General features: G+C 69.0%; 15 protein-coding genes. 8 read left to right on the top strand and 7 right to left on the bottom strand.

The features are described 5' to 3' along the window. Positions 1 to 81: 81 nt before the first annotated feature. Positions 82 to 1,668, bottom strand: coding sequence for an FAD-dependent monooxygenase (locus AB0F43_RS13515; RefSeq protein WP_360474838.1), 1,587 nt, complete (start codon positions 1,666 to 1,668; stop codon positions 82 to 84). Between the two features lie 55 nt (positions 1,669 to 1,723). On the opposite strand from AB0F43_RS13515, the gene AB0F43_RS13510 reads away from it, so the two are divergent. The 6 genes from AB0F43_RS13510 to AB0F43_RS13485 all read left to right on the top strand — a co-directional run bounded on the left by AB0F43_RS13510 (position 1,724) and on the right by AB0F43_RS13485 (position 7,056). After that, on the top strand, positions 1,724 to 2,428 hold the full coding sequence (locus tag AB0F43_RS13510) for a TetR/AcrR family transcriptional regulator C-terminal domain-containing protein (protein ID WP_360474835.1): 705 nt from the start codon (positions 1,724 to 1,726) through the stop codon (positions 2,426 to 2,428). Positions 2,429 to 3,027: 599 nt separating this feature from the next. After that, complete coding sequence (locus AB0F43_RS13505) at positions 3,028 to 3,588, top strand: GNAT family N-acetyltransferase (protein ID WP_360474833.1); 561 nt, start codon at positions 3,028 to 3,030, stop codon at positions 3,586 to 3,588. Between the two features lie 57 nt (positions 3,589 to 3,645). Then, on the top strand, positions 3,646 to 4,743 hold the full coding sequence (locus AB0F43_RS13500; protein ID WP_360474830.1) for a sensor histidine kinase: 1,098 nt from the start codon (positions 3,646 to 3,648) through the stop codon (positions 4,741 to 4,743). Positions 4,744 to 4,777: 34 nt separating this feature from the next. Then, positions 4,778 to 5,446 (top strand): response regulator transcription factor, encoded by a 669-nt coding sequence (locus AB0F43_RS13495; RefSeq protein ID WP_360474827.1) that lies wholly within the window; start codon positions 4,778 to 4,780, stop codon positions 5,444 to 5,446. 141 nt (positions 5,447 to 5,587) lie between these two features. Next, the gene (locus tag AB0F43_RS13490; RefSeq protein WP_360474824.1) at positions 5,588 to 6,307 is read left to right on the top strand and encodes an ATP-binding cassette domain-containing protein; all 720 of its coding nucleotides are present in this window, start codon (positions 5,588 to 5,590) and stop codon (positions 6,305 to 6,307) included. Next, positions 6,304 to 7,056, top strand: coding sequence for a hypothetical protein (locus tag AB0F43_RS13485; protein ID WP_360474821.1), 753 nt, complete (start codon positions 6,304 to 6,306; stop codon positions 7,054 to 7,056). The genes AB0F43_RS13490 and AB0F43_RS13485 overlap by 4 nt, the downstream gene beginning before the upstream one ends. Positions 7,057 to 7,328: 272 nt before the next feature. Here the strand turns inward: AB0F43_RS13485 and AB0F43_RS13480 are convergent, their stop codons facing one another. From AB0F43_RS13480 to AB0F43_RS13460, 5 genes are all read right to left on the bottom strand, one after another. After that, positions 7,329 to 7,610, bottom strand: a complete 282-nt coding sequence (locus tag AB0F43_RS13480; protein ID WP_360474819.1) for an isoamylase early set domain-containing protein — start codon at positions 7,608 to 7,610, stop codon at positions 7,329 to 7,331. Positions 7,611 to 7,878: 268 nt separating this feature from the next. Next, entirely contained in the window at positions 7,879 to 8,676 is a 798-nt protein-coding gene (locus tag AB0F43_RS13475) for an ABC transporter permease (RefSeq protein ID WP_360474816.1), read from the bottom strand. Continuing rightward, positions 8,673 to 9,569 (bottom strand): ATP-binding cassette domain-containing protein, encoded by an 897-nt coding sequence (locus AB0F43_RS13470; RefSeq protein ID WP_360474813.1) that lies wholly within the window; start codon positions 9,567 to 9,569, stop codon positions 8,673 to 8,675. Before AB0F43_RS13470 ends, AB0F43_RS13475 begins: the two co-directional genes overlap by 4 nt. 198 nt (positions 9,570 to 9,767) lie before the next feature. Beyond that, the gene (locus AB0F43_RS13465; protein ID WP_360474810.1) at positions 9,768 to 10,454 is read right to left on the bottom strand and encodes a response regulator transcription factor; all 687 of its coding nucleotides are present in this window, start codon (positions 10,452 to 10,454) and stop codon (positions 9,768 to 9,770) included. After that, the gene (locus AB0F43_RS13460; RefSeq protein ID WP_360474808.1) at positions 10,451 to 11,620 is read right to left on the bottom strand and encodes a sensor histidine kinase; all 1,170 of its coding nucleotides are present in this window, start codon (positions 11,618 to 11,620) and stop codon (positions 10,451 to 10,453) included. Before AB0F43_RS13460 ends, AB0F43_RS13465 begins: the two co-directional genes overlap by 4 nt. 189 nt (positions 11,621 to 11,809) lie before the next feature. Here AB0F43_RS13460 and AB0F43_RS13455 point away from each other — a divergent pair, with 189 nt between their 5' ends. Then, positions 11,810 to 11,983 carry a hypothetical protein gene (locus AB0F43_RS13455; RefSeq protein WP_360474805.1) on the top strand — a complete coding sequence of 58 codons (174 nt, stop codon included), beginning with the start codon at positions 11,810 to 11,812 and terminating at the stop codon, positions 11,981 to 11,983. A 111-nt stretch (positions 11,984 to 12,094) separates the two neighbouring features. Then, entirely contained in the window at positions 12,095 to 12,286 is a 192-nt protein-coding gene (locus AB0F43_RS13450; RefSeq protein WP_360474802.1) for a hypothetical protein, read from the top strand. Between the two features lie 136 nt (positions 12,287 to 12,422). Here the strand turns inward: AB0F43_RS13450 and AB0F43_RS13445 are convergent, their stop codons facing one another. Further along, complete coding sequence (locus AB0F43_RS13445) at positions 12,423 to 13,193, bottom strand: PRC and DUF2382 domain-containing protein (protein ID WP_360474799.1); 771 nt, start codon at positions 13,191 to 13,193, stop codon at positions 12,423 to 12,425. Positions 13,194 to 13,384 lie beyond the last annotated feature (191 nt).

The raw sequence follows: 13,384 nt of genomic DNA, 5'->3' as shown, positions 1-13,384 counted from the left end.
GCCGCGTACTTCTCGAACTTCATGGTCAGCACGATCAAGCTCTAGCCGTGACGGGGGCGCCTCCGTCGAGGAGCCCGCCGGTCAGGTGCTCGGTACCGCGACCTGCCTGGCCAGCACTTGGTCCAGGACGTCGGCGAGGAACCGCGGCGGGTCCGGGACCGGTGCCGTGACCCGCATCGCGACGATCGCGTCCGGTCGCACGAGCAGGGCCCCGTCGTCGGACAGCCACGGTGCGGAGACCCGGTGTGCTGGTAGGCCGACGTCCGCCGCGGCGGCGAGCCACCGGTCGCCCGTGGCGCCCACCAGCAGGGTCCACCGGGACGCGACCAGGTCGAGCGTGGAGACCCCGTCGACCCACGCGTGGGGCACCCGTGAGCCCGGCGACCCGTCCAGCGCCACCGCCAGGTCCACCGTGGACGGGAGTTCCGGCCGCGGGTCGACGACGGCGGCGGAGTCGTACCGCTGGCCGAGGTGCACGACCGGCGCCGCCCACACCCCCGCCGCCGCCCTGGCGGCGTCGGCCTCGGGTCCACGCCCCCAGTGCAGTTCCGGGTCGGCGAGCCTGCGCATCGCCTGGTCCAGCGTCGCCGCAGCGACTGGCTCGCGCTCCTGCGCGTAGGTGTCGAGGAGGCCGGCGCCTGCCTCGCCGTGGTGGACGGCGGCCAGTTTCCACGCCAGGTTGTGGGCGTCGGCGACGCCGGTGTTGAGGCCGAACGCGCCCAGGGGTGACACGGTGTGCGCGGCGTCGCCGACGAGGAACACGCGGCCGACGGCGAAGCGGTCGGCCAGGGAGCTCCGGGGCCGCCACGGAAGCACGCTGCGCACCTCGACGTCGAGGTCGGGATCGCCGACCGCCGCGCGGACGACCGCGACGCAGCGCTCGTGCGTGAAGTCCTCGGGGCGCTCGCCTCCGTCGACGTCGCAGGCGACGTGGAAGACCCAGTTCGTCTCGCCGTCCACGGTCGCCAGCAGGCCGGGCGCCTCCGGCGTGGTGATCGTGCAGGTGGCGAAGGACATCCCCCGCAGGTGGGGTCGGAGATCGGCGCGGAAGAGGATGTTGATCATCGACTTGCCCAGGTCGCCCGCCCCGGAGGTGCCCACGCCGAGCGCGGTCCGTACGGCGCTGTGCGTGCCGTCCGCGGCGACCACGCGCGCGCAGCGCAGCGAGTAGCGGCCGTTGGGCCCCTCCAGTTCGACGTCGACCCCGCCGGCGTCCTGCGCGATGCCGACCAGGCGAGTCGACCAGCGCAGATCCGCTCCGCGGCGCGCCAGGTCGGCCGCAACCACGGCGTCGAGGCGGTCCTGCGCGCAGACACCGCGCAGCTTGAACGGCGTCGTGTCCAGTTCAGCGGCGGACGGGGTCGGCATGGGCACGGTCACGACGTCGCCCGCGCCCATCTCGACGACGGTCCGTGCCACCGCCTTGCCCGCGGCGCCCCGGAGGTCGACCGCGACGGCGTCGACGGCGGTGTCGAGACCGAGCTCGCGGAGGACCTCGACGGTGCGCGCCCCGATGCCGGTGGCGCGCGGGTGGACCGACGGCCCGGACCGGCGTTCGACGAGCACCGCGGGGACGCCGTGGTGGTCGAGCAGCGCCGCGGTGAGCAGCCCGACGCTGCCGCCTCCGACCACGAGCACCGGCACTTCTGGATACGCTGTTTCCGTCATGGATACACCGTAGCCAGAAGGTAGGATGCCGGTCAACGAGGAAAGGAACCACCCGATGACCGAACCCGCTCCCTCGTCGGTGTGGACCAGGCCGCGCCCCGAACCGCGCCGGCGCGCGCCGGGGGTGGACCAGTACGTGGCCGCCGCGCTGGCCGTCGCCGACGCGGAGGGCTTGGCCGCGGTGTCGATGCGCCGGGTCGCCGGCGACCTCGGTTCCGGGACGGCCACCCTCTACCGCTACATCACCAACCGCGACGAGCTGGTGGAACTGATGGTCGACGCGGCACAGGGCGAGGACCCGCTCCCCGAGCCCGCGGGGGACTGGCGCGCCGACCTGGCCGCGGTCGCCCACGCGCTGCGCGCGACCCTGCTGCGGCACCCGTGGTTGGCGGGCGAACTGGCGGGCAGGCCCTCGCTCGGCCCCAACTCGTTGCGGCGGTCCGAATCCGCGCTGCGCGCCGCCGTCGCACTCACGCCTGACATCACGCTGGCCTCGCAGGCGCTCGGCGCCGTGCGCGCGTACGTGCTGGGCTCGGTGGCCACCCAGCAGGCCGTTCGGCTGGCCGAGCAGCGCACCGGCCTGACCGAGGAGCAGTGGCAGCGCAGCGTCGGCCCCTACATCAGCGAGGTCCTCGCGGCGGGCGAGCACCCGATGCTCGCCCGCCGCGTCCTCGAAGCCGAGGAACTCGACCCCGACGTCGAGTTCGCGTTCGGCCTGGAGTGCGTGCTCGACGGTCTCGCGGCCCGATTGGGTCGCTGACCGGTCAGTACGCGGACCGGTTTGCTCACTGGTCGTGGGTCGTTGACGGCTGTTCAGGGGCATCCGGGCGACTCTTGGGGGCCTTGCGTCCACGCGCCGTCGCGCGGGTGTTGGCCAGGCCGCTAACACGTTTCGTGCCGTCTGGATGCGCTCGCGCCCAAGATCGCTTCTGGAGCACCATCCATCGAACACGTTCGTCGGGGTCGTCACCACCGCGGAGCAGATGCCAGGCGCCACCCGCTCCAGTCCATCCGCGTAAGTGCACACGTGCGCCCAGCCGGGCGTGCTGATACTTCAGTAGGCCAGCCAGCCCGTAGTCCCCGTGACCAGAGATGGTGGCACCGCTGTGCTGATCGTTCCGGCACTCGGCGCACTGCTCCCAGAGCCTGCGCCGGGCTCTCGGTTGGGATCCGCCGCAGCCGGTCACCAAGACGACCACGCTGACGAGCGGGCCAAGTGGTCGTGACACCGATCTCGTGGGGACGACACCCCCAACCAAGTGGATGCTCCGCGTGATGTCGGCAAGCTGGGAACAGAGGGGGGTTGATTCGGATCACCCTGGAGTCAAGATCGTGCCGGTGAGGTCGTACGATCGACCGGTGGTGCGACCGGCCTATCCCTTGGTGACTGCGCGACTGGAGCTGCGGCCCTTCGCGGCCGCCGACTTCGAGGACCTGTACGCGATCAACTCGCGGCCGGACGTGAACCGCTACCTGTACTCGGAGCCGGGTGATGCTGCGCAGGCGCGGACAGTTCTCGATCAGAAGATCGGCGAGTCGATGCTCGACGAGGCCGGGCAGCGCCTCTCGCTCGCCGTGGTCCTGCCGGAGCTCGACCGGGTGATCGGCGAGGTCCACCTGGAGTGGTTGAGCCGGGAGCATCGACAAGGCGAGATCGGGTTCGTGTTCCACCCCAACCATCACGGCAAGGGGTTCGCCACCGAAGCAGCTGCGGTGGTGCTCCAGCTCGGCTTCGCCGATCTCGGGCTGCACCGGATCATCGGCCGACTCGACGCCCGAAACCTCGGTTCGGCCCGGGTGTTGGAGAAACTCGGCATGCGACAGGAGGCGCACTTCGTGCATGACGAGTTCTTCAAGGGCGAATGGGCCGATCAGCTCGTCTACGCGATCCTCGACGAGGAATGGGCGGCGCGGCGCTGAATCCCTGCCCCACTGCGGGCAACACACGGCGGCCACCTTTCTGGCAGGCTGCATTCTGTGGGTGCCGCAGAGCGTGGGCGCAACGTCCGGGATTGGGCTGTGGCGCTCGGTGCCGCCGTCGTCCTGTCGGTCCGGGTGTCCGTGGGTCCCGAAGCCGACGTGTCCTCGATGGGCCAGGCTCCGACGTCCCTCGCGGCTGTCGTTGTCGGCGGAGCGCTGCTCTGGCGGCGGAAACGGCCCTGGGTGGTCGCCGCTGTCGCGGTCATCGCTTCCTTGGTGCTTGCGCTGATCGCCGGTCCGGTTGTGCCGGACGCTGGCTGGCTGGCGGTCGTCGTACTTGCTCGGCATGTCCCCGATCTCAGGATCGCCGTGCGTGGCGCGGTCGCTGCCGCGCTTGGAGTGGTTCTTGGTAGCGCGATCGGTGCTCTCGTACACGGCCGAACGTCGTCGCTGCCGCTGGTGGTGTCCCTGACGGTCGTTGTGCTGTTGGCCGCGGTCCTGGTTCGGCTGCAGTCAGCTCGAGTTCAGACACAACGCAGCCAGCGGGAAGCCGAGCGTAAGGAGGCGATCGCCGACGAGCGCCTGCGTATCGCACGGGACATGCACGATCTGGTGGGCCACGGGCTGAGCATGATCGCCGTACAGTCCGGCGCAGCGCGTCTGGCGCTGGACGCCGGTGACCCGGCGACCGCGCGACGGGCCCTCGATGCGGTGGAGCAGGCCAGCCGCGGAGCGCTGACCGAGATGCGGCAACTGCTCGGTGTGCTGCGCCCGGGCGAAGCCGATGCGGCGCCGACACCGGGTTTGGACCGGCTCGACACGCTGGTTCAAGACGCCCGAGCCGCCGGCCATCGGGTCACGGTGGACCGGAGCGGGCCACTGGATGCAGTGCCCGCGGTAGCTGGACTGACCGCGTACCGAGTGCTGCAGGAAGCCCTCACCAATGCCATCCGCCACGCAGCGGGCGCCCCGATCGCGATCATTCTGCGGGCGAGTGACGACCTGACGATCGAGGTCAGCGACAGCGGGACTGGTGGCGGGGCGCAGAGCGATCGCCCCAGTTACGGCCTGCTCGGATTGCAGGAGCGCATAGCCGCAGCAGGCGGCACCCTTGAGGCAGGCCCGCGCGACGATGTGCAGGGGTGGCGAGAGTGATTGCCCGGCTGCCACTGCGAAAGGGGTCGACACGATGACGATCCGAGTCGGCATCGCCGATGATCAGTCGCTGGTCCGCGATGGGCTACGAGTGCAACTCGGGTACGCCGAAGGCGTCACGGTGATTGGTGAGGCGGCCAACGGCGATCAGGCGGTGACGCTGGCCCGCCTGCAGCGCCCCGACGTACTGCTGATGGACGTCCGGATGCCCGTGCTGGACGGCATCGAGGCCACCCGCCGCATCCGCGCCGAGCCGGACCTGGCAGCTGTACGGATACTGATCCTGACCACGTTCGACCTTGACGAGCACGTGTTCGGAGCACTGACCGCGGGCGCCAGCGGCTTCCTGCTCAAGGACGCCGCACCGGAGGAGATCGTCCACGCGGTGCGGGTGGTCGCTGCCGGCGAGTCCCTGCTCGCGCCGGCGGTCACCACCCGGCTGATCCGCGAGTTCGCCACCCGCCCGACCGTCGGGCGGCCGCAGCCGGAAACTCTCGACAGCCTCACAGACCGCGAACGCGAGGTTCTTGTGCTCGTCGCGCAGGGGTTGTCGAACGTGGAGGTCGCCGGCCGGCTGCTGGTGAGCCCGCTGACGGCCAAGACCCACGTGAGTCGCATCCTGACCAAGCTGGGCCTGCGTGACCGGACGCAACTGGTCGTCGCCGCATACGAGGCCGGCCTGGTAGTGCCGGGTGGCAGCTGAGCCGTACTCCGCGCGGAGTACGGGCCATGCCTGCGATGTACGACGAGGTGCGTCCTCGCGGCCGACGCCGCGGGGTTCAGACATCCCTAGCTTCGAAGTTGACCCGCGAGAGCCGCGGGCAACAACGACCAGGGAGCCATCATGGAAGGCATCGCGGTCCACTCGCTGACCAAGCGCTACGGGCGAGTCACCGCCGTGGACGACCTCACCTTCACGCTCGAACCGGGCCGGGTGACAGGATTCGTCGGCCGCAACGGAGCGGGCAAGTCGACAACGCTGCGGATCTTGCTCGGCCTGACCACCGCCACCTCAGGCATCGCGACGGTTGGCGGTCGGCGGTACGCCGAGCTGCACGACCCGCTGCGCCACGTCGGTGCGCTGATCGACCCGAACTGCTTTCATCCAGGGCGTACCGGCCGCAACGCCTTACGCGCGGTCGCTCGGCTCGGCCGGATTCCCAGCGCTCGAGTCGATGAGGTCCTGGGCCTGGTCGACCTCACCGACGCCGCGGGTCGCCGGGTCGGTGGCTACTCCTTGGGCATGCGGCAGCGCCTCGCGCTGGCCGCAGCCCTGCTCGGCGACCCGGGCATCCTGGTGCTGGATGAACCAGCCAACGGTCTTGACCCCGATGGCGTGCGCTGGCTCCGCTCCCTCATCCGCGGTCTGGGCGACCAGGGCCGGTCGGTGCTGGTCTCCAGCCATCTGCTGGCCGAGCTGGCCCAGACGGTCGACGACGTCATCGTCATCCAGCAAGGCCGTCTCGTCGCCCACGACCGGATCGCCGCACTCGCCGGCACCGGCGCCGAATCCCTCGAAGACCTCTTCCTGCGCCTCACCGCCACGCCCAAGGAGCCATCATGAACACCGTCATCTCCACCGAGCTGTTCAAGCTACGCACTACCCGCACCCCTTGGGCGATCGCAATCGCCCTAGTCACGCTGGCAGCAGCCATACTCGCTCTCAACGCAGCCCTGCTGGGCAGGCCGGGGCAACCCGCCCTCGAGCCCTCAGTGCTGGGCGATCTCGCGCGGGCCCCCGGCAGGTGGGTAGGCGCGGCCGCGCTGCTGCTCGGCCTGCTGCTCAGCACCTCGGAACATCGGCACCGCACCGTGCTGAATACTCGGTTAGGGCATCCTCGGATACCTGGCCTGGTGCTGGGAAAGGCCGCTGCAGCCGCCTTCTGCGGCGTAGCCCTTGCCGTCGTCGTAGAGCTGGTGTTGGTGGCTGGAGGCGCTGTTGTACTCGCCAGCCGCGGCATCGCCGTCGAGCCGTCGGAGCACGGGGTTGCGGCTGCGGTGACCAGCATCGCCTTGGTCACCGCGTTGTACGCCGTCGCCGGCGTGGGGATCGGGGAACTCCTTCGTAACCCGGCCCTCGCCGTAGGCGTGGTCTTCGGGGCGTTCCTGGTCGACGGCGTGCTGCCGGTCGTGCTGCGGGAACCCGGCCTCGCCCAGTGGCTGCCCAACGGTCTCACCAACTCCGCGCTGACCCTGGGGTGGACCCATGACACTGCGCTGTCAGAACCGTGGGCTGCACTGCTGAGGCTCGCGGCCTATGCCATCGGGCTGCTACTCGCCGGTCTCGGCCGCTCACAGCTCACCGATCCCTGAGCAGGGCAACGAGGGAAAGCACCGTCGGGGTCGGGCCGCATCAGGTGCCCGACCCCGACACCAGCCCAATCGCAAGGAGTCGCGCTCGGCCCACGCCGCTGTCGACGCTCGTGAGGCTGAGGGAGTGTCTTCGCAGCTGGCCCGGGAGAACCGCGAACTCAAGCGCAAGACGCCGAGCTCGAACGTACGATCGAGATCCTGAAGGCGGCGACGAGTTTCTTCGTGCGGGAGAGCGCCCGCGACAGCGCTGATCTGCCGGCGCACGAGCGAACCTAGACGCGGACGAGACCGCCCTCATCGTCGAGCCAGTCGGCGTCCGGGTCGTCGAACCACCGTCCGCCGTCGCCGAGGTACCGGAACCGCGCCTCCGTGCCGGCCGGCAACGACACAACCGCCGACCGGGTGCCGTTGCTGCGCTTGACGAGCGCGTGTGCGCCTGGTGTCCAACCGTTGAAGTCCCCCACCACGGAGACCGGGCCGTCGTGCGCGTCGAGAGGAATGGCGAAGGTCAGACGAACATCGGTGGAGCGCTTGTCCCGGGTACGACGGATCACAGTCCCCTCCTTGTACAAATCGCTGTCAACCCCACAGTGACGGAACGAGCCCGCAGCGAGAAGAAGCCACGCCGTCCGGCCGTCGATGCTCGGGTCAGGCCCGTCGCGCGCTTGCCTTGCCGGCGAGGGACCGGACGTGCTGCAAGTTGCCGTCAGCAACGGCATCGGCGGGCGCCGGCCAGGCCAGAGGCCCTGTCGCTCGGTCGAGCAACAGGGCCTCTGAGCCGGTGACACCGCCGGGGGTCGCGGTGCGAACATCGCCGGGCGTCTACTTGACCTCTGACTTCATGACCAGCCGGAGTCCGAGGATGGCGGGCAGGACGAGCCACGTTGACGCTGTGACCGCGACGTTGGCCCACTGCTCAGCGGTGAGGGTGCCTTCGAACAGGGCGGCCTGGGCGTAGTTGAGATCTACCCATGGCCGCAGGTCGCGGAACCACTCCTGGCTGGAGGCCAGGATGCCGGAGACGGTGGGCAGCAGGAGCGAGTAGACGAAGTACGCCGCCAGTGCCGCCGCCGAGCTGCGGATCAACATGCCCAGCATGGTGCCGGTCAGCAGACAGAGCAGGCTGCCCAGCACGATGTTCACGCCCTCGGCGAGGGACACGTCCCACACCAGGTCTGTCCCGGCGATCGCGGTTCCGACCAGGTTGCCGATCGCTCCGATCACGAAGGCGAACAGCATCGATGCGATGGCCACGGCAACCGACGAGACTGCCTTGGCAGCGATGACCCGGCTTCGGTGCGGGACCAGCGTGAACGTTGTCAGGCCGCTGCGTTGGCTCCACTCGCCGGTGATCGACAAGGTGGCGATGATCGGCAGGACGACCGTCATCGGGAACCCGATCGCCTTGGCGAAGGTGTAATAGGTGAGGTCCGCGTCGGGGGCGAACGCGACTGTCCCGACAGTGGTCAGGATGGCGGTGATGACGATGCTCGCCATCAGCCAGAAGCCGGAACGGGTGTCGAACATCTTGCGGAGTTCGACGTTGACCACTCGCGAGAGGGGCACCGGATAGACGTCGGCGCGCTGCTCACGGACGGGGTCGATGACGATGGCGGTCATGCGGCTTTCCTTTCTCGTTGAGTGTCGGCGGTGAGCTGAAGGAACATCTCCTCCAGTCCGCCGTCGGCGGTGCGCAACTCGATGAGAGCTACGCCTGCCTCGTGCGCCACACGACCGACCCGCGTCGGGTCCGCGTCGGCGCGCAGCGCCCCGTCATCGGAGACGGTGGTGTGAAGACCGGACGTGTCGAGTGCCCGCTTGAGGGCGTACACGTCCGCGGCACGGGCGACAGTGCCCGCGGACTGCAGGAGCTCCGTCTTGGCGCCCTGGCAGACGATCCTGCCGTTGCCGATCATCACGATGTCATCGGCGATGATCTCGATCTCGCGCAGCAGGTGCGAGGACAGCAAGACGGTTCCTCCCTGGTCCGCGTACTCGCGGAGCAGGTCCCTCATCCAGCGGATGCCGGCCGGATCGAGCCCGTTGGCTGGTTCGTCGAGGATCAGTACGGCCGGGTCGCCGATCAGGGCGGTGGCGATGCCGAGTCGCTGACGCATCCCGAGCGAGTACTTGCCCACCCGACGATTCGCCTCGGTTCCGGTGAGGCCGACCAGCTCAATCATCTCGTCGACCCGACGGCCGGGTAGCCCCATCATCCGCTGCGCGATGGTGAGGATCTCGCGGCCGGTACGGCCGGCATGCTGGGCGGAGGCGTCAAGCATCACGCCGACCTCGCGGCCTGGGTTGGGAAGGTCCGCGAACCTGCGACCGGAGATGGTGGCACTTCCCGAGGTGGGTGCGGTGAGACCCACCATCATGCGCATCGAGGTGGACTTGCCGGCCCCGTTCGGACCCAGGAAGCCGGTCACCCGGCCCGCTGGCGCAACGAAACTGACGTCGTCGACGACGGTGCTGGCGCCGTACCTCTTGGACAGTGAATCGATGGTGATCATGGACGTGTGCTCCCTTGTGTCCTTACCCGTTCTTGGTGGTTCATGGCGCTGCTCCTCGAGTGGCTGACTGCATGCCTCAACGCTAGGAACGCGGACGCGCCGTCGCGTCGTCATGAGGTCGCGCGTGAGTGCGACCAGCCGATGAGTTGTGAGTCCTACTCAGGTAGGACCCAGCGCCTAAGGAGCCGGCGGAGCAGCTCAGCGTGAGCCGTCGGGTCGCTCCTGGGGCCGCGTCTCGGACGCGTCGAACAGGCCGGTCTGGTAGGCGAGGACGATCGCCTGTGCGCGGTCGCGCAGGTCGAGCTTCTGCAGCAGGCGGGTGACGTGCGTCTTGACCGTCGTGTCGCTGATGAAGAGCTCCTGCCCGATCTCGGCGTTGGACAGACCCCGCGTGATCAGGCGGAACACGTCCAACTCCCGGGTGGTCAAGGTGTCCACCGCCTTCGGCGGAGCCTGCCGGTGGAGGCGGGTGAAGTGCTGGATCACGCGTTTGGTGATGGCGGGCGACAGAAGGGCGTCTCCGCCGGCAACGGTTCGCACGGCGGCGATCAGTTGCTCGGGAGGGTCGTCCTTGAGGACGAAGCCGCTCGCGCCGGCTCGCAGCGCTTGGTAGACGTAGTCGTCGAGATCGAAGGTGGTGAGGATCAGGATCCGCGCAGACGCGTCCGCGGCCAGGATCCGTCGGGTCGCCTCGAGCCCGTCGAGCTCCGGCATCCGGATGTCCATCAGGATGACGTTCGGGTGGAAGCGGGCTGCCTGGGCCACCGCCTCGCGGCCGTTGCTCGCCTCCGCCACGACCTCCAGGTCGGGTTCGTCGGCGAGCAGCAGCCGGAACCCCGCTCGCACCATCGACTGGTCGTCCACCACGAGGACGCGGATGGTCATCTGGCACCGCCCTCCAACGGAAGCCGCGCGCGGAGCACGAAGCCGCCGGTGCGGGAGGCCCCCGCGGTCATGTCCCCGCCGAAGATCTTGACGCGCTCGCGGATGCCGACCAGCCCGTGACCGAGACCGGCGTCGGTCGAAGGGCCGCCGGGTCCGTCGTCACGTACTTCGAGTCGAAGCTCTGTGGCGGAGTACTGCACGTCCACCTCCGCCTGGCTCGCACGGGCGTGCTTGAGGGCGTTGGTGAGTCCCTCCTGCAAGATGCGGTAGGCAGAGAGGTCGAGGCCTGGCGGCAGCGCGAACGGCTCACCGCGGATCTGGAGCCGCACCGGCAGCCCCGCAGCCCGTACGTCGTCCACGAGTGAGTCGAGGTTGTCGAGTCCCGGGTGCGGCAGGAGCTCGAGCTCCTCGCCGTCCTGTCGCATCGCGTTGAGAAGGCGGCGCATCTCCGCCAGTGCCATCCGTCCGGCCTGCTCGACGTTCTCGAGCGTCTCCCGATCCTCCGTGTCGGTCGCCGGCATCCGGTGGCGCACAGCTCCGACCTGGAGGACCATCACGCTGACGGCGTGCGCGACGACATCATGGAGCTCTCGCGCGATCCGTCCGCGCTCCTCGGCCACGGCAACGCGAGCCGCCGCCTCCCGCTCTCTCTCGGCCCGAGTCGCGCGCTCCTCGGCAGCCTCGATCCGCTCGGTTCGCTCCCGTAGCGCGAAGCCGACGAGCCAGCCGATCGCGAACAGCACCGGAGTGAAGATGAGCTCGCCTGTCGCGTGATCCGAATCGTTGTAGACGATGATGGCTGCGCCGCTGAGTACGATCGCCAGGCCGACCCGTGCCTGCGTGTCGCGGCGGAGGTTCCCGAGCAGCACGGCAGCACCCATTCCGGCGACGAAGAGCCCGGCTTTGTCGACGATCAGGGCGCCGTCCGCGAAGGAAAGCGCTGGACTGACCAGCCAGGTGCCCGCCGGCGCGATGAAGGGAAAGCGGCGTCGCGCGAGCAGGGCGAGAATCACGGCGGCGACCGCGAACACTTCGAACCACAACACCGGGCCGGTCGGGTGACCCGGGTCGTCACGCAACGCCGTACTGATCGCGCTCTCGACCGCCGCAATCACAATCAGGAGGTCGAGACCGTACTTCGAGAAGAACAGCCGCGTTCGACTCACCTGGTCAACGTACGTCAAGTCGCTCGTGGCCTGCGTCCTACCAAAGTAGTACGGCCGCTCATCGCTTGGGGCCAGCGCGAACAAGGCCTTCCGACGACGCGCTCGGGGGGTGCGCGCCCATAGCGTCGTGAACACCACAAGGACCGCTGAGGACCAGCCTCAGCCCTCGAACTGAAGGTGGTGGACGACATGGCGACAGCGTTGATCCTCGAAGAGGACTCGGGGACCTGGACCGGTGGGATCCACCCGCACAACGGCTACTACGCCGGTGACTTCAGCGACAGTCCACCGTCCACGCAGAGCCAGTTCGACGCGCTGATCACCGTCTGCCGTGATCTGGCACAGCCGCAGCCCCACCACTGACCCGGCGAGCAGCCCCGGCAGACACCGGACCCCGGACCGGCGCGCCGCCTGCTTCCTGACCGAACGAGCGTGGTGTCGGCCTTCACGGCATCAACCACACAGGAGGAACTCATGAACTCGATGATCGCCGACCCGGAACTTGCCACCTGGATCGCCAAGCAGCAGATCGACGAGCGGGTCCGTGACGCCGCGGAGCGTCGTACCGCTCGCGAGATCCGACGCGCGGCTCGCGCCCAGTCGTCCAGGTCGCAGTCCCGCCGTACCTGGCGGATCAGGGCTGTCCGTCGCGCCTTCGCCCGCTGATCACACCGGAACGCAGAAGGCCCATGGCTCTCCACAAGCACTCGCCATCAACGTCCGGTACCCCGTGCAGGTGGGGCCGACGAACGCGCCAGAACACCGCGGCGCCGCGGTGTTCTGGACTCGCCGGGCACCTCGCCTACCTGTGGTCGATGTCGCCCTCGGCTTCGATGCGCTCCTTGCGCACCTCACCGGACACGGCCTCCTCGTCGGTGCGCTGTTCCTTGCCCAGTCGGACCCGCTCGACCGGCTCGACGTGAGTTCCAACCACCGGCTTCTCCTCGTGCAGGACGACCTCGTGCTCTTCCTCCGAGATCTCCGGTCCCGACGTGGCCGCGTCGATGTTGTCGTCGGTGATCGGTTCACGCTCTACCACCGCCCGCTCGCGCTGCACCGGCACGGTGGTCTGTACCTGCTCGGTCTCCACGTACTTGCGCAACCGGACCCGGCCGCTCTCCTGCCGCTGGGTACCGACATCGAGCCGCTCCTCCGAGCGCGTCATCGCCTCGTCCGTGGTCGGACCCGAAATATCACGGCCCACAGCACCGTCACCCACGTCACCGGTGTCACCGCGGTGCCGCCCGGCCGACGCGTCATAGCCCAGGCCGTAGTACTCGAACAGCATCTGTTCGTCTTCCTCCGACAGGTGCCCACGGTCAGGGCTGACGTTCGGTGCGCCCTTGACCCGGTCCTTGGTGAACGGCACCGACAACCCCGCATCGGTCACTGTCGCCTCGGCCAGCGGAACAAAGCTTTCACTCATCCCGAACAGTCCCGTGTTCACCGTCGCGAAGTCCGGCCGGCCCGTCTGGTCGTCGAGAAACACCTGGCCCACCCGGCCGATCTTGTCGCCGTCGCTGCCGTAGGCATCACGACCGATCACCCTCTGCACCTGATCCTGGTCAATCATGAACTGCTCCTCCCCTATGGATTGGGTGCGTGAGGTACCCCCCAACTTCCTGTGTATTCCCATTGCATGAGTTCGCGGGGCCGCCGACGAAGGGCGTCCCCCATCGAACGACGACATACTCAGCGAGAAGGGAAGGGCGACCATGAAACTGACGACTGTTACGAACCTCTCTGTCGACGGAGTGATGCAGG

The sequence above is a fragment of the Kribbella sp. NPDC023972 genome (assembly GCF_040639075.1).
GTDB lineage: Bacteria > Actinomycetota > Actinomycetes > Propionibacteriales > Kribbellaceae > Kribbella.
This window is presented reverse-complemented; position numbering and strand designations above follow the sequence as displayed.